14 protein-coding genes and 1 pseudogene are annotated in these 16,062 nt (G+C 68.0%); 4 read left to right on the top strand and 11 right to left on the bottom strand.

Annotated elements, in window-relative coordinates:
* Positions 1–30: 30 nt before the first annotated feature.
* Positions 31–1,017: a Bug family tripartite tricarboxylate transporter substrate binding protein gene (locus EHF44_RS19545; RefSeq protein WP_124685399.1), complete on the top strand. Its 987-nt coding sequence runs from the start codon at positions 31–33 to the stop codon at positions 1,015–1,017.
* A 147-nt stretch (positions 1,018–1,164) separates the two neighbouring features.
* On the opposite strand, the gene EHF44_RS28420 is transcribed toward EHF44_RS19545, so the two are convergent.
* The gene (locus tag EHF44_RS28420; RefSeq protein ID WP_172966135.1) at positions 1,165–1,746 is read right to left on the bottom strand and encodes a hypothetical protein; all 582 of its coding nucleotides are present in this window, start codon (positions 1,744–1,746) and stop codon (positions 1,165–1,167) included.
* 33 nt (positions 1,747–1,779) lie between these two features.
* Between EHF44_RS28420 and EHF44_RS19535 the strand changes: the two genes are divergently transcribed.
* Positions 1,780–2,247, top strand: coding sequence for a BON domain-containing protein (locus EHF44_RS19535; RefSeq protein WP_124685398.1), 468 nt, complete (start codon positions 1,780–1,782; stop codon positions 2,245–2,247).
* Between the two features lie 203 nt (positions 2,248–2,450).
* Here EHF44_RS19535 and EHF44_RS19530 read toward each other — a convergent pair whose 3' ends face one another.
* The 6 genes from EHF44_RS19530 to ligD form a co-directional block, all read right to left on the bottom strand.
* The gene (locus EHF44_RS19530) at positions 2,451–3,554 is read right to left on the bottom strand and encodes a Ku protein (protein ID WP_124685397.1); all 1,104 of its coding nucleotides are present in this window, start codon (positions 3,552–3,554) and stop codon (positions 2,451–2,453) included.
* Positions 3,555–3,566: 12 nt separating this feature from the next.
* Positions 3,567–3,707 carry a hypothetical protein gene (locus tag EHF44_RS28415; RefSeq protein WP_172966134.1) on the bottom strand — a complete coding sequence of 47 codons (141 nt, stop codon included), beginning with the start codon at positions 3,705–3,707 and terminating at the stop codon, positions 3,567–3,569.
* Between the two features lie 27 nt (positions 3,708–3,734).
* Positions 3,735–5,738, bottom strand: a complete 2,004-nt coding sequence (locus EHF44_RS19525) for a response regulator (RefSeq protein ID WP_124685396.1) — start codon at positions 5,736–5,738, stop codon at positions 3,735–3,737.
* Complete coding sequence (locus EHF44_RS19520) at positions 5,735–5,944, bottom strand: hypothetical protein (protein ID WP_124685395.1); 210 nt, start codon at positions 5,942–5,944, stop codon at positions 5,735–5,737. Before EHF44_RS19520 ends, EHF44_RS19525 begins: the two co-directional genes overlap by 4 nt.
* Positions 5,941–6,102 (bottom strand): hypothetical protein, encoded by a 162-nt coding sequence (locus tag EHF44_RS28410; protein ID WP_172966133.1) that lies wholly within the window; start codon positions 6,100–6,102, stop codon positions 5,941–5,943. Before EHF44_RS28410 ends, EHF44_RS19520 begins: the two co-directional genes overlap by 4 nt.
* Positions 6,103–6,248: 146 nt before the next feature.
* Positions 6,249–8,873, bottom strand: a complete 2,625-nt coding sequence (gene ligD, locus EHF44_RS19515; RefSeq protein ID WP_124685394.1) for a DNA ligase D — start codon at positions 8,871–8,873, stop codon at positions 6,249–6,251.
* A 242-nt stretch (positions 8,874–9,115) separates the two neighbouring features.
* Here ligD and EHF44_RS19510 point away from each other — a divergent pair, with 242 nt between their 5' ends.
* A complete protein-coding gene (locus tag EHF44_RS19510) occupies positions 9,116–10,117 on the top strand; it encodes an SDR family oxidoreductase (RefSeq protein WP_124685393.1) in 1,002 nt (333 codons plus the stop codon).
* Positions 10,118–10,139: 22 nt separating this feature from the next.
* Here the strand turns inward: EHF44_RS19510 and EHF44_RS19505 are convergent.
* From EHF44_RS19505 to EHF44_RS19495, 3 genes and pseudogenes are all read right to left on the bottom strand, one after another.
* A pseudogene (locus tag EHF44_RS19505) lies at positions 10,140–10,232 on the bottom strand (oxidoreductase); the annotation flags it as partial.
* 153 nt (positions 10,233–10,385) lie between these two features.
* Positions 10,386–10,517 (bottom strand): MFS transporter small subunit, encoded by a 132-nt coding sequence (locus tag EHF44_RS19500; RefSeq protein ID WP_124685392.1) that lies wholly within the window; start codon positions 10,515–10,517, stop codon positions 10,386–10,388.
* Positions 10,518–10,548: 31 nt separating this feature from the next.
* On the bottom strand, positions 10,549–11,976 hold the full coding sequence (locus EHF44_RS19495) for an L-lactate MFS transporter (RefSeq protein ID WP_124685391.1): 1,428 nt from the start codon (positions 11,974–11,976) through the stop codon (positions 10,549–10,551).
* Between the two features lie 938 nt (positions 11,977–12,914).
* Between EHF44_RS19495 and EHF44_RS19490 the strand changes: the two genes are divergently transcribed.
* Positions 12,915–14,906, top strand: a complete 1,992-nt coding sequence (locus EHF44_RS19490) for a PhoX family protein (RefSeq protein WP_124685390.1) — start codon at positions 12,915–12,917, stop codon at positions 14,904–14,906.
* 72 nt (positions 14,907–14,978) lie between these two features.
* On the opposite strand, the gene EHF44_RS19485 is transcribed toward EHF44_RS19490, so the two are convergent.
* A complete protein-coding gene (locus tag EHF44_RS19485) occupies positions 14,979–16,022 on the bottom strand; it encodes a BamA/TamA family outer membrane protein (RefSeq protein WP_253700259.1) in 1,044 nt (347 codons plus the stop codon).
* Positions 16,023–16,062: the final 40 nt, after the last annotated feature.

The raw sequence follows: 16,062 nt of genomic DNA, 5'->3' as shown, positions 1-16,062 counted from the left end.
CGCAGCCTTTCGTCCAGTCTTGCCGCCTTCATGTCTGTTCCCGTCCGCCGGCGCCTCACGGCCGCATTGCTGATGCTGCCGCTGGCGCGCCCCTGGCCATCCGCCCACGCCGCCGCGCCGCTGCACCTGCTGGTGGGCTATGGCGCGGGCGGCGGCGCGGACCACGTGGCGCGCATCGTGGCCGACAGCCTGTCCGCCGATGGCGAGCCGGTGATCGTCGACAATCGCCCCGGTGCGGCCGGGCAGATCGCCATGCACGAGGCGGCGCGCGCGGGCAATGAACGGCCCACGCTGCTGCTGGGCACGGTGGGCTCGGTCAGCATCGGTCCACTGCTGGCCGGCACGCCCGAAGCGCCGGCGCGTCCGCTGCATCCGCTGGCTATCGTCGCCAGTACCCCCCATGTCCTGCTGATCGCCGGCGACGGCACGCGCGCCCGCGCCGACGATGCCCGCGCTAGGCTGCTTGGCCTGATTGCCGAGGCACGCCGGCGGCCGGGCGAGATCGCGTACGCGTCGCTGGGGGTCCATTCCAGCGCCCACCTGGTGGGCGAACTGATGTGCCGGCAGGCGGGCGTCTCGATGGCGCACGTGCCGTACCCAGGCAGCGCACGTGCGCTGGTGGACCTGCAAGGCGGCCATGTGGCGGTGCTGGTCAGCACGCTGCAGGCCGCGCTGCCGCTGATGCGGCAGGGCCGGGTGCGCGCGCTGGCGGTCACCGGCAAGTCGCGCAGCCCGCTGGCACCGGCCGTGCCGACCTTCGCCGAATCGGGCATCGACGGCATGGGGCAGGACGCGTGGTACGGCGTGCTGGCATCGTCCGGCATCCCCGAACCGCGCCGCGCCGCGCTGTCCGACAGGCTGACCCGCGTGCTGCGCGACCCGTCATTGCGCCAGCGCCTGGCCCAGGACGGCGCCGAACCGCTGAGCCTGACCGGCCCGCAGGCCGTGGACTACCTGGACCGGCAACGCGAGGTATGGCGCCAGGCGATCGCGGCGGTGTCGGGGCGGTTGGGGTGAGCCATCACGCAAGAAGCCGGAACACCCTTGCGGATGTTCCGGCCGGTGGGCCCGCTCCTGTGAGGCACGCCTTGACTTCAGGCGTGATGTGACAACCGTGGAGATGTCACTGCGGGGCCCGGAAAGCCGTGCGTGTGGGCACGCGGGTTACTGGCGGTCCTTCTGTTGTTGCTGCTGCTGGGAACCTTGCTGGCCCTGCTGCGAACCACCTTGCTGACCACCCATGCCGCTTTCCTGCTGGGGCTGGCCGGACCCTTTGTCCTGGTTGCCCATCTGGCCGCCGCCTTGCTGACGCTGTTGGTCCTGGCCGCCTTGCTGCTGGTTTCCGCGCTGGCCGGACTGCTGCTCTTGCTGCTTCTGTCCCGGTTGGGATTGGCTACCTTGTTGGCCACCTTGGCCTTGCTGCTGTCCCATTGCTGTCTCCAAGTCGCGCGGCGGGGGGTGCCGCATGGAGGATTGAGCAATGCGCGTGCCACGGCCGGCGTGCGTCGGCAATGTGGGGCGTATGGCATCTGCGGGATGCAAACGTAGCGGATGCACGACTTGCAGCGGCTGTGGCAGGCCTTCCCGATTTACAACGGATGCATGCTTTTCATACGCCGGCGCGGCGGCCGGCATGCCCAAAACCTTGCCGGGCCGCGCCAGCAAAGGCTTCGCCGCTTTGGAACACTCCTTGCAAGTGATGGATACCGGTGTCCGTACGGACACCACGCGAAAAGCTTGATTCATCGCGATTCAAACGCTAACAAGGAGAAAAGGGCCATGACCCACGCTGTAAAGACGCTTCGCATTGCCACGATGATTGCCGCGCTTGCCACGGCGGGCGGCGCCTATGCGCTGGACAACGGCGGCTTCATGAAGGTGGCCGATGCCACGGGCAGCACCGTGACGCAGGCGAATCCGACCAATACGCCGTCGGGCATGCCGGGCCGTTCGGACGGCGACAAGGAAAAGCTGCCGGCGGCCACGTCGGGCGCGAAGGTTGACGCGAACGTCGACAACGCCAAGCAGGCGGTGACCGACAGCGCGCTGACCACGAAGGTCAAGACGAAGCTGCTGGCGACGAAGGACCTGAAGTCCACCGGCATCCACGTCAAGACCAAGGATCGCGTGGTGAACCTGACGGGATCGGTGCCGAGCGCCGAACAGCGGCAGATGGCCGTGGAAACGGTGCGGTCGGTGGAGGGCGTGAGCTCGGTCGATGACCACCTGAAGGTGTCGTCGCGCTAAGCAGGCGCCATGCCGCATGACCGGCCACGCCCAATGGCGTGGCCGACCTCGAAGATGACTGGAGGTACAGGTTTTCTGGCCAGCGGATTGACAGACTCACTGACCCAACCGGTTGATGATGCGCGGCGACCCTGGTCGCCCCTGCGCTGAGCCGCGACTCTCCCACGTGTCGCGGCTCTTTTTCTTTGGGAGGGCGGGAGAGGCTAGGCGGCCTTGCGGCGCTGGGCGGCCGCGGCCGGGGTCTTCTTGCTGGCGCGCTTGGTCGCCGGCTTGGTTGCCGACTTGCTTGCCGACTTGCTGGCCGGCTTTGTGGCGCCGGCCTTGGCCGAAGCCTTTGAGGCCTTTGCCGTGGATTTCGACGAAGTCTTCGCCGAAGCCTTGCCCGACGCCTTCGCCGCCGCCCGCCGCGACCCCTTGCGCGGCGCCGCGTCGCTCTCGTTGGCGCTATCGTTGGCGGTATCGTTCGCGCTATCGTCCCCGCTCCCGTCCACCCTGTCGCCGCCACGCTTCCCGCGTGCGCCCAGGCTCTGCTTGAGCAGCGCCATCATGTCGATGACCTTGGCGCCCTTGCCGGTGCGGGCGGCCGGCTCGTCCGACGCCGGCGTCAGCAGGTGTGTCTTGCCAGCCTTGACCTTGTCGTGGATGCGCGCGAGCAGGTCTTCGCGGTAGGTGTCATGGTACTGCTCGGGCTTGAAGTCCTCGCTCATGTCTTCCACGAGCTTGGTCGCCATCTGCACCTCGCGCGGGCTGGCCGTGTTCTTCTTGCCGCCGGGCAGGCTCAGTTCGGCCACGGGCACCACCTCGTCGGCAAAGCGCATCGTGTTCAGCACCAGCGCCTTGCCGGCCACCATCAGCGCGGCCAGGTGCTGGCGGTTGCGCAGCACCACCAGCGCCAGCGCGGCGCGGCCGGTCTTGCGCATGGTCTCGTGCAGCAGCGCGTAGCCGCGCTCGCCGCGCTTGTCCGGCTCCAGGTAGTACGGCGTGTCGAAGAAATAGGGCGGAATGGCGGCCGCGTCGACAAAGCTGACGATGTCCACTGTCTGCGTGGCCTCGACGTTGGCCTGCCGGAAATCCTCGTCGCTCAGCACCACGTACTCGTCCTTCTCGTACTCGTAGCCCTTGACGATGTCGTCGCGCTCCACGGGCTTGCCCGTGTGCTTGTTGATGCGCTGGTAGCCCACCGGGGCCATGTCGCGCTTGTCGAGCAGGTCCAGGTCTAGCGAATGCGTGCGCGACGCGGGCTTGACGGCGATGGGGATGTTCACCAGCCCGAAGCTGATGGCGCCCTTCCAGATGGCACGGGACATGGCGACGCCCGGCTAGGCCGCGCGCTGCGGCGGGGGCGGCGGCATGTCGCCCGGGGGCGGGTCGTTCACCGGCTCCGGCGTGTTGTCGGGCGGCTCGGGCGGCGGCATCTCCGGCTTCGGGGGCGTGATGTCGGGTTCGGGGGTGATGTGCATGGTGTTCCTCGTCCAGGCGCTCGGCGGTCAGGCGTCCAGCTCGTCCAGCAGCCGCGTGAGCGCGTTGAGATCCGCCGGCTTGACCAGGTGCAGGTCAAAGCCGGCGGCACGGGTGCGGCGCCGGTCGTCGGGCTGGCCGAAACCGGTCAGCGCCACCAGCCGCGCGTTGCGCAGCTCGGGAATCTCGCGCAGCCGGCGGGCGGTCTCGAAGCCGTCCATCGTCGGCATGCCCAGGTCCAGCAGCACCACGTCCGGCCGCACGCTGGCGGCGCGGTCGATGGCGCTCTGGCCGTCGGCCGCGGTCACCACGGTGTGGCCCAGCGTTTCCAGCGTCATCGTCATCGCTTCCAGCGCGTCGACGTTGTCGTCGACCAGCATGATCGTGTGCGTGGCCGACGACTGCGCGCGCGTCTTGCCGCTGGTCGGGTGCCAGTTCTGCCACGGCTCCACGGGCAGTTCCACCGTGAACGTGCTGCCCAGGTTGCGGCCCGGGCTTTCGGCGCTGACACGGCCGCCGTGCAGCGTCACCAGCTTCTGCACCAGCGTCAGGCCGATGCCGGGGCCCTCGCGTGCCGCAAAGTTGTCGGGGTCGGTAAAGGCGTCCTGCGGCACCGGCGGCCGGTCGTCGTGCTCGCCGCCCGCGGCGCCATCGGCCGCGCCCACCTCGGGCGCCAGCGGATCGAACAGCTGGCGCTGCAGCGCTGGCGACAGGCCGTTGCCGTTGTCGCGCACGCGCACGAACACCTTGCCGTCCGATACGGTGGCCTCCACCGTGATCTGGCCGCCTTCGGGCGTGTACTTGGCCGCGTTGTGCAGCAGGTTGGCAAAGATCTGGGTCAGCCGGACCATGTCGCCGCGCACCGGCAGCGGCTGCTCCGGCAGCGACAGCCGCAGCGTGTGCTGGCGCGATTCCAGCAGCGGCCGCACCGTTTCGACGGCCGTGTTCAGCGCGCCGCGCAGTTCCACCAGGTCGCGCCGCAGCGTGATCTTGCCCTGGTTGAAGCGCGACACGTCCAGCAGTTCGTCGACCAGCCGGGTCAGGTGATGAAGCTGGCGGCCGATGATGTCGCGGGCGCGGAACATGTCCTCGCGCGACGGCGAGAACTGCTGCAGCAGGTCCACCGCGCTGCGCATCGGCGCCAGCGGGTTGCGCAGCTCATGCGCCAGCATCGCCAGGAATTCGTCCTTGCGGCGTTCCTCGTTGTACAGCGTGCGTTCGGCGCGGTTGTGGCGCGTCACGTCCTGGCAGATGCCGGCCACGCGCAGGCAGCGGCCGTCGGCGCCCCGTACCGGGAACGCCCGCATGTGGACTTCGCGGATTTCGCCGTTGGGGCGTTCGAGCTGGAAGCCGGCGTCGAGCCGGCCGTCGCGCAGCATGCTCTGCCATTCGGCTTCCATGCGCGGGCGATCCTCGGGCGAGACCCATTGCAGCCACTGCGTCGGGTCCTGCTTGACGATGTCGGCCGGCCGGCCCCACAGCGCCTCGAAGGCCGGGCTGACGAACAGGAAGCGCTGGGCGGCCGGATCGAGGATCCAGACCACGTCGGCCAGCGCCTCGGCCAGCTGGCGGAACAGGTCTTCGTTCTCGTGCAGCGCCTCGGATGTGCGGCGGTAGGCATCCTCGGCGCCGCGCATGCGCAGCAGCGCGTTGATGTTCGAGATCAGCTCCTCGGGCTCCACCGGCTCCACCAGCAGGCTGTCGGCGCCGCTATCCAGCGCCTGCACCCGGCGGTGCGAATCGGTCACGCCGGGCGAGGTCAGCAGCACCATGGTCCGGGCGGTCTGCGGATCGCTCTTGATCAGGCGGCAGACGTCGAGCCCGTCGATGTCGGACAGCTGGCCCGACAGCAGCACGAGGTCTGGCGCGTGCTGGCGCACCAGCGACAGCGCGGCCTGGCCGTCGGAGGCTTCCAGGACGGAAAACTCGGCACGGTTCAGGATGCGGCTCTTGACGTAGCGCGGCCCCTCGCGGCCCTCGACGTTGAGGACCAGCGGGCGGCGCGTCGGATGGGGCACGGTCGAAGCGTTCATGGCTGGCAGGCGGCAAGCGGCGCCGCTTTGGTAATGGCGGAATCTGAAGCGATCAGGGCACGAAGCGGCACGGCGCCATCCCCTGCAAACCGCGCAAGTGGCGCCAAAGGATCCTGAATTGTATTTTTTACCTGCATTCCACCCATGGCATTTGTATTTTCGACGTAACGTCCCGAAGGCCCGGCGGGTCCGTTCATCCACTTCATGGCGCCACCGCGCCATGCGGCGCGCGCAGCCCGGCGGCACCGGCATCGGCCGGCGAAGCCAGCATCCAGGCCAGTGCCAGCATCAACACGCCGATGACGGCGCGCTGCCAGAATTCGCTCGAATACCAGGGATCGGGGTCTTGTCTCATCGGTTCCATCAGCTCTCGGCGGCCCTTTTCGGCCGTGTTCTGGGAGCATCGTGGCAAGAACCGTGCCGCTTATGGCCAAGCGGCTGACAGACGGACGCCTACAGCGCGCCGCGCGCGCCATGGCGTGGGGGATACACGGGCGGCGGGGGCTGGTTTCAGCCGTCGCCGAGCAGCTTGCGGGCGCGCGTCAGCGTCTGGCGAACCTTGTCGTGGCCGGCCCAGGGGTCGTGGCGGGCCAGTTCGGCCAGCCGGTCTTCGACGTTGGCGATGGTCCACTGGGCGGCGCCGGTCAGGTCGTCCAACTCGTCCCAGCTCACCGGGATCGAGACGCCCAGGCCGGGCCGGGCGCGCGCCGAAAATGCGGCCGCCGTGGTAGCGCCGACACCGTTGCGCAGGTAATCGATGAAAATCTTGCCAACGCGGTTGCGGGGGCCGCTCTTTGCTACAAAGCGGTCCGGAATCGTGCTGGCCATGTGGTTCACCACGTCCTGCGAGAAGTCGCGCACCTCGTCCCAGCCGGCCCGCGCGGCCAGCGGCACCACCACGTGCAGGCCCTTGCCGCCGCTGGTCTTCAGAAAGCCCTGCAGGCCCAGTTCGTCGAGCATGGCCTTGACCAGCGTGGCGGCTTCCTGGATCTCGCGCCAGGTCACGCCCTCGCCGGGGTCGATGTCGAACACGATCTGGTCCGGCTTGCCGATATTGCGCGCCAGCGCGTTCCAGGTGTGGAATTCCACGACGTTCAGCTGCGCGGCCTCGACGATGGCGTCGGCGCCGGTGATTTCCAGCAGCGGCGGGTGGCCGGGCCAGAGCGCCGGGTCCAGCGCCCGCACGCCTTTCAGCTTCAGCGTGTCGCCGTGGCGCTGGAAGAACTGCTCGCCGTCGATGCCGGCCGGCGCCCGTACCAGTGCCAGCGGCCGGCCCTTCAGGTGCGGCAGCATCAGCGCGGCGGCGCGGGCGTAATAGGTGACCAGGTCGCCCTTGGTCAGCCCGGTGGATTTGTCGATCACGCGGTCCGCATGGCTGACGGCCACGTTGCCGATGGCGGTCTTGCCGGACGTCTTGCGGCCAGTTGCCGTCTTTGCGGCTGCCTTGGCCGCCGCCTTCGGCGCCTTGTCGGCGGGCTTGGCCGGTTTTTCCAGCGTCACGGCGGATGCTGGCTTGTCCGTGCGCAGCGCATGGAAGACCGAGTGGCGGATGCGGCCCTCGCGGGTCCAGGCGCCAAACGTGACCTCGGCCACCAGCTTGGGCTTGACCCAGTGGCCCTTGATGCCGCGCGGCAGCGGGTCGAACGGGGTCTTGTCGGCGGCCAGCCCGTCCAGTTGCTTGCGCAGCGCGTCCAGCATGGCCGTGTCGAAGCCGGTGCCCACGTTGCCCACGTAGCGCAGCTTGCCGTCCGGATCGTGCAGGCCCAGCAGCAGCGACCCCAGCCCGTTGCGGCTGCCCTTGGGATCGGTGTAGCCGCCGATCACGAATTCCTGGCGGTTCTGGCACTTGAGCTTGATCCACGTGCCGGCGCGCGTACTGACGTACGGCGCATCGGCGCGCTTGCCGATGATGCCTTCGAGCTTCATGCGGCAGGCCGCGTCCAGCATGTCTTTCGGGTCGCCCTCGAAGTTGTCGCTGAAGCGCACCCGGCCGGACTTGTGGTCGGCCAGCAGCCGGTACAGCAGCGCGCGGCGCTCGGCCAGCGGCACGGCGCGCAGGTCGTGGCCGGCGTAGTAGGGCAGGTCGAACGCGTAGAACTGGATGGCCTCGGCGTGGGCGGTCTCGAAGGCGTTCTGCAGTGCCTGGAAATCGGTGATGCCCTGGGCGTCCACGACCACGATCTCGCCGTCGAGCCAGCCGTCGGGCCAGCCCAGGCCGGCAATCTCGGCCGCCAGCGGGCGCAGTTTCGACGTCCAGTCGTGCCCGTTGCGCGTGAACAGCCGCACGTCGTCGCCGTCGATGCGGGCCACGATGCGGTAGCCATCGAACTTGATCTCGTACTGCCACGCGGTGGGGTCGGCCGGCGGGGCTTCGACCAGCGTGGCCAGTTGCGGCGTCAGCGCCAGCGGCAGCGCGGCCGGATTCGCCTTTTCGGGCAGTTCGATGGCGGCGGTGCGCTTGCCGCGCGCGGGCTTGGCCTTGGCGTCGGCCTTGGCGGCGCCGGCTTTCTTCTTGCCCGGCCTGGCCGTGCCGGCCAGCACGCTGTCGGGCATGGCCTCGACCACGTCGAATTCGGACGCTGGCCGCGCAAAGGCGTCGCGCTCCTTGATCAGCAGCCAGGCGTTGTCGTCGCGCGCCTTGCGGCCGCCCATGCGCACCAGCGTCCAGTGCCCCTGCAGCTTTTCGCCGCGCAGTTCGAACTTGAGCTTGCCGGCGCGGTAGCCGGCCTCCGGGTCTTCGTCCGGAATCCAGACGCCCCGGTCCCAGACGATGACGGTGCCCGCGCCGTAATGGCCGGCCGGAATCACGCCCTCGAAATCGGCGTAGTCGAGCGGGTGGTCTTCCACATGCACGGCCATGCGCTTGTCGGCGGGGTCGAAGCTCGGGCCCTTGGGCACGGCCCAGCTCTTGAGCGTGCCGTCGAGTTCCAGCCGGAAGTCGTAGTGCAGCCGCCGGGCCGCGTGCTTCTGGATGACGAACGCGTGGGCGCCGTTGGCCGCCGCGCGGCGCCCGCGCGCGGTCTTGCCGCTGGGCTCGGGCGTGGCGCCGAAGTCGCGCATGTCCTGGTACTTGCCCAGGGCGGCGTCGGCCGGCTTGCGGGAGGCGGGGCGGGTGGCGGAGGCGGTCTTGGCCATGGCAGCGGGTGGTGGCGTATTGCGCGAAGCGCGCAAAGCGGGGTCCGTTCCAGCTTATGCAGCCCACGTCGCGTGCGAAAGCAGTAGCCGTCCTACATGGATGGCGGACTTTTTACCGCGTTTGTAAATCCTGGCCGGGATTGCTGCGGCGCACATCGGCGTCTCCCGCCGGCTGGCCGGGCACGGGATGTGCGACGTCACCCTGGCTTCGATCCCGATCCAACTCAGCCAAGAGAGGCAAGATGAAGACGCACAAGAAGGTGGGCTCGCAGGTCATCGTGCTGACCGGGGCCACGAGCGGCGTGGGGCTGGTGACGGCCCGCAAGGCGGCTGCCAGGGGGGCCAGGCTGGTGCTGGTGGCGCGCGGCGAGGATGCGCTGCACAAGCTGGCCGAGGAACTGCGCGAGCACGGCACCGAGGTCATCACCGTGACCGCCGACGTGGGCCGGCACGAGGACGTGGCGCATGTCGCGCAGTCGGCCATCGAGCGCTTTGGCGGCTTCGATACGTGGGTCAACAACGCCGGCGTGACGATCTTCGGCCGCCACGACGACGTGCCGCTGGAGGACCATCGCCGGCTGTTCGAGACGAACTACTGGGGCGTGGTGCATGGATCGCTGGCCGCCGTGGCGCACCTGCGGCAGGAGGGCGGGGCGATCATCAACATGGGCAGCGAGTCGTGCGACTGCCCGCTGCCGCTGCAGAGCGCCTACGCGGCGTCGCAGCACGCGATCAAGGGATTCACCGACACGCTGCGGCTGGAACTGGAGCAGGAAAAGGCGCCGGTCTCGGTCACGCTGATCAAGGCGGCGGCGCTCGATACGCCGATCGTCACCCACGCCAAGAACTTCCTGCACGTGGAGCCCCGGCAGGCGCCGCCGCTCTACGATCCGGCCATGGCGGCCGACGCGATCCTGTTTGCCGCCGAGCATCCGCGCCGCGACATGTTCGTGGGTGCCGCGGCCAAGGCGTTCTCGGCCGCGGCCTACCACGCGCCGCACACGTTCGACCGCTTCATGCGGCGCTTCATGGGCCGCGCGCAGCAGACCGACACGCCGGCCGGCCCGCGCGATGACAACGCGCTGCACGCGGCCGGCAACAGCCTGGTCGAGCGCGCCGGGGATCGTCGGGCGCTGAAGTCGTGCCCGTACACGGCATCCACGCGCCACCCGATCCTGGCGACGGCGCTGGTGCTGGGCGCCTCGGCGGCCATGGCGGCGATGATGCGCCACCGGCGCAGCTAGCCGATGGCGGCTACCCCGGCCGTCAGATGATCGTATCGACCACGCCGCCGTCGACGCGCAACGCCGCGCCGGTGGTGGCCGACGCCTGCGTGGAGCAGGCGTAGACGATCATGCTCCGGAGGGGTAGGGGTGGAGGGTACGGCCCGTCCAGTGTAGGAAGCGGGGCGCATGGCGCCAAGGCGCGGCGCCGGAATGCTGCGTTCCGGTGGCGCGGGCCAAAAAAAAAGGCCGCGAACGTGTCGCGGCCTTTCTGCGGATGGGTGGGCGCTTACTGGAACAGCTTGAGCGCCTGGGTGATCGTGTTGGACACGCCCCACACCAGCGGGATCAGCACGTAGAGCCAGAAGACGGCCAGCAGGCCCTTGTTGGTCGGATGTGCGTTCAGGTTCTGGTTTTGCATTCGAAAGACTCCTTGTCGCGGGGGCGGCCGGTCAGTGGGCCGCGCCGGCGCTGGCGCCAAGGCGGGCCACGTCGGCATCGCTCATGTGGTGCTTGGCATTCACGCGCGACACCAGCAGGTTGCAGAGGAAGCCGACCACCAGCAGCGCGGCCATGATGTGCAGCGTCATCGCATAGGCTTGCGCGCCGGTCACGCCGTGCGCCACCTGGTATTCGCGGATGTAGTTCACGAGCACCGGGCCGGCAATGCCGGCGGCGGCCCAGGCGGTCAGCAGGCGGCCGTGGATGCCGCCCACGAAGGCCGTGCCGAACATGTCGGCCAGGTAGGCCGGGATGGTGGCAAAGCCGCCGCCGTACATCGACATGATCACGCAGTAGCCCAGCACGAACAGCGCGATGTTGCCGCTGGCGCCCAGTTGCGGCACCAGCCAGTACAGCACGGCGCCCAGCGCGAAGAACACGAAGTAGGTGTTCTTGCGGCCGATCCAGTCCGACGACGACGCCCAGAAGAAGCGGCCGCCCATGTTGAACAGCGACAGCAGGCCCACGAAGCCGGCCGCGGCGGCCGGGGTAACGCTGCCCTTGAAGCTTTCCTGAATCAAGAGCGACGCCTGGCCGAGCACGCCGATGCCGGCGGTCACGTTCAGGAACAGCACCAGCCACAGCAGGTAGAACTGCGGGGTCTTCAGCGCTTCGTCGATGTGCACGTGGTTGCGCGTGATCATCTTGTTCTCGACCACGGGCGGGGTCCAGCCTTCCGGCTTCCAGCCGGGCGGCGGGACGCGGATGGCCAGCGAGCCGATGGCCATCGAGATGAAGTAGCCCACGCCCATGACCAGGAAGGTCTGGGTCACGCCCACCGAGGTGGCGCTCTTGAAGTAGTTCATCAGCGCCACGGACAGCGGCGCGGCGATCATCGCGCCGCCGCCAAAGCCCATGATGGCCATGCCGGTGGCCATGCCGCGGCGGTCCGGGAACCAGCGGATCAGCGTGGACACGGGCGACACGTAGCCCAGGCCCAGCCCGATGCCGCCGAGCACGCCGTAGCCCAGGTACAGCAGCACGATCTGGTGCGTGTAGACGCCCAGCGCCGAGATCAGGAAGCCGCCGCCGAAGCAGCAGGCCGCCGTGAACATCGTCCTGCGCGGGCCCACGCGCTCCAGCCATTTACCGGCGAACGCGGCCGAAATGCCCAGGAAGAAAATCGCCAGCGAGAAGATCCAGCCCAGCGTGGTCAGCTTCCAGTCGTCCGGCGCCGATTCGGTAATGCCGATGACCTTGGACAGCGGTGCATTGAACACCGAGAAGGCATAGGCCTGGCCGATACAGAGGTGAACCGCCAGCGCGGCGGGCGGGACCATCCAGCGGGAAAATCCCGGCTTGGCGTAGGTCGCTTCCTTGGAAAAGAACGGCGCCGGCCCGCGGGACGGGTTGCCGCCATCATTGATGACACTGCTCATTGGACTTTCTCCAGTCGTGGATCCTCGGTAATCCGCCCATGCAGTCTGGCGCGTCCGCCGGTCTGGTCGGCCGTCGGTGACCCCGTCACACCCCGGGTCGGATTACCTCCAGAGGTTGTGCGCCGGACCGGGCTTTGGGAGGCGTTATTGCCCGGTCGTGGCGACGGTTGCTACGAGGTTGCTACAAAACGGACAGGCGGAATCGGGCGCGCGGACGCGCGCCGGCGGGACCCGGCAAGGCGGGGCATGAGGGCGGCTGGAGACGCGGTGCGTCCCGGAATGGATCGGTTCATTGTTTTTCCGGCTGGGGCGAACAATATATGCTCGGATTTGCATATATTGCCGTGGAAAATATTATGCGCAGAACCATAGCCGTCCAGATTGACGACTTCAATAGGCTAAAGATGACATATTCCCGACCGGCCTGAATTTCTGGTGCTGATGAGAAAAAATCCGCAGTGGTTTGGTTTTCTCCGTTTGATTTTCACCACACTCGGGCAGCCCGGAGGGCGGACATCGTCGCGCGTTGCTGGCTGACTCCATGTCCGGACAGGCTGTCATGAAATCGACATGGCCGGTCTCTACGATCGGTTTCCGTGGCGGTTCCTCTGCCATGAAAGGCCAAGCCGGTAGAACCAGTAATGGGGTGCAACGCGCGACATAGTGGGTGTCGCACGGACCGGCGCATTGATGCGCTGCGGCCAGCACCTGGCTGCGGCGTTTTTTTCCCTCCTCCGCGATTCTCGTGGCCCGACCTGCAGCCATGCAAGTGCCTGCGGGGATGTGTGCCATTCACGCCGTCTTCAACCTGTTGTCATAAACGACACCTAGCATTCGTTCCCGCGTGCTTTGTGCCGCCAACCTCACAGGGGCCTGAACCGTCCGCGCCAGTCCGGCGCCGGTCGCGTTCGATAACTATCAGACGGGAAACTTTCCAGATGTACGAGAAACCTGATGCTTCGCGCCGCAAGGCACTGAAATTCCTGGCCGGCGCTCCGATGCTGCCGCTGGGCCTGGCTTCCACCTCGCTGCTGGCCGGTTGCGGCGGCGACGACGATACCCCGCCGCCCGCCACCACCACGCCGGGCGGTGGCACGACCACCCCGCCGACCGTGACGCCGACGTTTGCCTCGGCCGAGTTCACGAGCATGCCGGCCCCGGCGCTGAGCAACCCGGCCTCGATGGCCACCACGACGGTGGGCTCCAGCCTGACCGTGAAGCTCAGCGACGGCACCAGCCAGACGTACAAGCTGGCCTACCAGCCGTTCTTCATCACCGGCGACATGGTCCCGGACGGCAAGGGCGGCCAGATCCTGGCCGGCGGCTACTACAACATCAACAACAGCCCGATCATCGATCCGTCGGTGTCGAAGCAGTTCTTCTCGGATTCGCCGGACGGCACGTCGCTGCTGAAGGTGGAAGGCGCCAAGGTCGACGGCGTCAAGGGCAACCCGGTCTTTGCCGTGGTCCAGTTCGAGTACACCACGTGGGACGCGGTCAAGGTCAAGGACATGTACGGCCGCCTGCCGTCGCCGATCGCCGTGCTGACGCTGGACCAGGACCCGAACACCGGCAAGCTGACGCTGGTGAAGTACCACAACGTCGATACCTCGGGCGCCAACGGCCTGTGGATCACCTGCGGCGCCAGCCTGTCGCCGTGGAACACGCACCTGTCGAGCGAGGAGTACGAGCCGGACGCCCGTACCGCCGCCACGAACCAGCAGTGCATCGACTTTGCCGCCAACCTGTACGGCACGGCGTCGGTCCCGTTCAACCCGTACCTGTACGGCCACCTGCCGGAAGTCACGGTCAAGCCGGACGGCACCGCTTCGATCAAGAAGCACTACTGCCTGGGCCGCATTTCGCACGAGCTGGTGCAGGTGATGCCGGACAACCGCACGGTGCTGATGGGCGACGACGCCACCAACAGCGGCCTGTTCATGTTCGTGGCCGACGTGGAGAAGGACCTGTCGGCCGGCACGCTGTACGTGGCCAAGGTGGGCACGGGCTTCTCGGTGGACCCGGCCGCCGCCGGCGCCGACCTCACCTGGATCAAGCTGGGCCACGCCACGAGCGCGCAGGTCGAAGCCTGGGCCAAGTCGCACACGTTTGCCGACATCATGGACTTCTCGGCCACCGACCCGGCCGACACGACGTACACGAAGATCATGTACAGCGGCGCGGCCCAGTGGGTGCGCGTCAAGGCCGGCAAGGAACTGGTTGCCGCGTTCCTGGAAACCCACCGCTACGCGGCCCTGAAGGGCGGCAGCATGGGCTTCACCAAGATGGAAGGCACGACGGTCAACATCAAGGACAAGATCGCCTACTCCGCGCTGCAGAACATCGTCGACTCGATGGTCGTCAACAACACGGCCAAGGGCTGGTATGCCGAGAGCAACATCGGCGTGCCGGCGGCCGTGAACTCGGGCGGCGTGATGCAGCACAAGCTGGCCGGCGGCCAGGCCGACACGACCGGCGCGGCCATCAACAGCGAATGGGTGCCGGTGCATACCAAGGCGCTGCTGGTGGGCAAGGACATCACGGCCGACGCGCTGGGCAACACGTCCGACCCGGAAACCATCGGCAACCCGGACAACCTCAAGTTCTCCGAGAAGCTGCGCACGCTGTTCATCGGTGAAGACAGCAGCCGCCACACCAACAACTTCCTGTGGGCGTACAACGTCGACACGAAGAAGCTGTCGCGCCTGCTGTCGGTGCCGGCTGGCGGCGAATCCACGGGCCTGCATGCCGTGGACGAGCTCAACGGCTGGACGTACATCATGAGCAACTTCCAGCACGCCGGCGACGGCATCAAGACGCAGGTCAAGACCGCCGTCGAGCCGCTGGTGTTCGCCAACTACAAGAATGGCCTGGGCGCCGCGGTGGGCTACCTGACCGCCGACCCGACGAGCATGAAGCTGGGCAAGTAATCCCCGGCCCTCCGGGGCTGGCAGGGCGCCGCGGGCCGAAGGGTCCGCGGCGCCTTTTTTCGTTGGGCGGCGTCAGAACGCCTCGTTGATCTGGAAGTAGGCGCCCTTGGTGTTGCTGCCCACGCCCACGTCGAAGCGCACGTTCACGCGCGGCTTGAACTCGAACCGGTAGCCCACGCCGACGTTCGGCAGCCAGTGCGCCGACGCCAGCGCGCCCGGGTTTCCGGCGATGGCGCCGGTGCCGGCCCAGAACACCATCCCCTGCCGCCCGGCGATGTGCCAGCGGTATTCCACCTGCGCCGTCAGCAGCGCCTTGTCGCGGTACTGGCCCATGAAGTAGCCGCGCATGCGCCGGCTGTCGCCAAGCTTGGACATCATGCTCCAAGGCACATCGCCCCAGTTGAACTTGCCGTAGACGTCGAAGGCCAGCACGTCGCGGTCGCGCATGCGGAAGTACCGGTCGTAGGTAATCTCCAGCGTCTCGAAGTCGTTGTCGCTGCCAATGGCGCGCCGGTAGACCGTGCCGTTGAGCAGCAGCGCCTGGCCCCGGTACGGGTTGGGCAGGAAGTCGCGCGTGTCGTACGAGAAATGGGCCGTCAGGCCGCTGCTCAGCACGCGCGTGCCGTGCGGGTCGGTGGCCAGCGCGCTGTCGGCGCCGCGCTGCAACTGGGCGGCGTTGTCGTACTCGAAGTCGTAGCCGCCGCCGATGTAGACGTTGGGCCGCACCCGCACCATCATGCGCGGCTGGATCACCACGCCGCGCCGCGTGTAGTCCTCCTTGTTGGCCGGGTTGGCCGCCTTGTCGTAGCCGATGCCCCAGTACGCGGTGGGCATGTTGATCAGGCCGCCGCTGAAGACGAAGCGGTAGCTGTCGTCGGCAAAGAAGGTGTTGTTGTCCACGCCAATGCCCACGGCGCCGGTGGTGGTCAGGAAACCGGTCAGCGTGAGCGTGGAAAGCTGCGTGTCTTTCTCGGCGTTCTTCGGCTTGTACAGGCCGATGGCGGCCGCGCCCACGCCAAATCCCATCTCCGGGTTGTAGAACGGCCCCGGCAGCACGCCCCAGTCGATGCCGTGGCTCAGGTCCACCTCTTTCGACGCGCCCAGCTTGTTCAGCATGCGGTCGATCCAGCCCGGCTGCGCGGCCCCGGCTGGCGGC

It is taken from the genome of Cupriavidus pauculus, from assembly GCF_003854935.1.
GTDB classification, from domain to species: domain Bacteria; phylum Pseudomonadota; class Gammaproteobacteria; order Burkholderiales; family Burkholderiaceae; genus Cupriavidus; species Cupriavidus pauculus_C.
This window is presented reverse-complemented; position numbering and strand designations above follow the sequence as displayed.

Coding starts and splice junctions, on each gene's coding strand:
- EHF44_RS19545 (WP_124685399.1), top strand. CDS start 31: ATGTCTGTTCCCGTCCGCCGGCGCCTCACGGCCGCATTGCTGATGCTG.
- EHF44_RS28420 (WP_172966135.1), bottom strand. CDS start 1,746: ATGAATCAAGCTTTTCGCGTGGTGTCCGTACGGACACCGGTATCCATC.
- EHF44_RS19535 (WP_124685398.1), top strand. CDS start 1,780: ATGACCCACGCTGTAAAGACGCTTCGCATTGCCACGATGATTGCCGCG.
- EHF44_RS19530 (WP_124685397.1), bottom strand. CDS start 3,554: ATGTCCCGTGCCATCTGGAAGGGCGCCATCAGCTTCGGGCTGGTGAAC.
- EHF44_RS28415 (WP_172966134.1), bottom strand. CDS start 3,707: ATGCACATCACCCCCGAACCCGACATCACGCCCCCGAAGCCGGAGATG.
- EHF44_RS19525 (WP_124685396.1), bottom strand. CDS start 5,738: ATGAACGCTTCGACCGTGCCCCATCCGACGCGCCGCCCGCTGGTCCTC.
- EHF44_RS19520 (WP_124685395.1), bottom strand. CDS start 5,944: ATGAAGTGGATGAACGGACCCGCCGGGCCTTCGGGACGTTACGTCGAA.
- EHF44_RS28410 (WP_172966133.1), bottom strand. CDS start 6,102: ATGGAACCGATGAGACAAGACCCCGATCCCTGGTATTCGAGCGAATTC.
- ligD (WP_124685394.1), bottom strand. CDS start 8,873: ATGGCCAAGACCGCCTCCGCCACCCGCCCCGCCTCCCGCAAGCCGGCC.
- EHF44_RS19510 (WP_124685393.1), top strand. CDS start 9,116: ATGAAGACGCACAAGAAGGTGGGCTCGCAGGTCATCGTGCTGACCGGG.
- EHF44_RS19500 (WP_124685392.1), bottom strand. CDS start 10,517: ATGCAAAACCAGAACCTGAACGCACATCCGACCAACAAGGGCCTGCTG.
- EHF44_RS19495 (WP_124685391.1), bottom strand. CDS start 11,976: ATGAGCAGTGTCATCAATGATGGCGGCAACCCGTCCCGCGGGCCGGCG.
- EHF44_RS19490 (WP_124685390.1), top strand. CDS start 12,915: ATGTACGAGAAACCTGATGCTTCGCGCCGCAAGGCACTGAAATTCCTG.
- EHF44_RS19485 (WP_253700259.1), bottom strand. CDS start 16,022: ATGCTGAACAAGCTGGGCGCGTCGAAAGAGGTGGACCTGAGCCACGGC.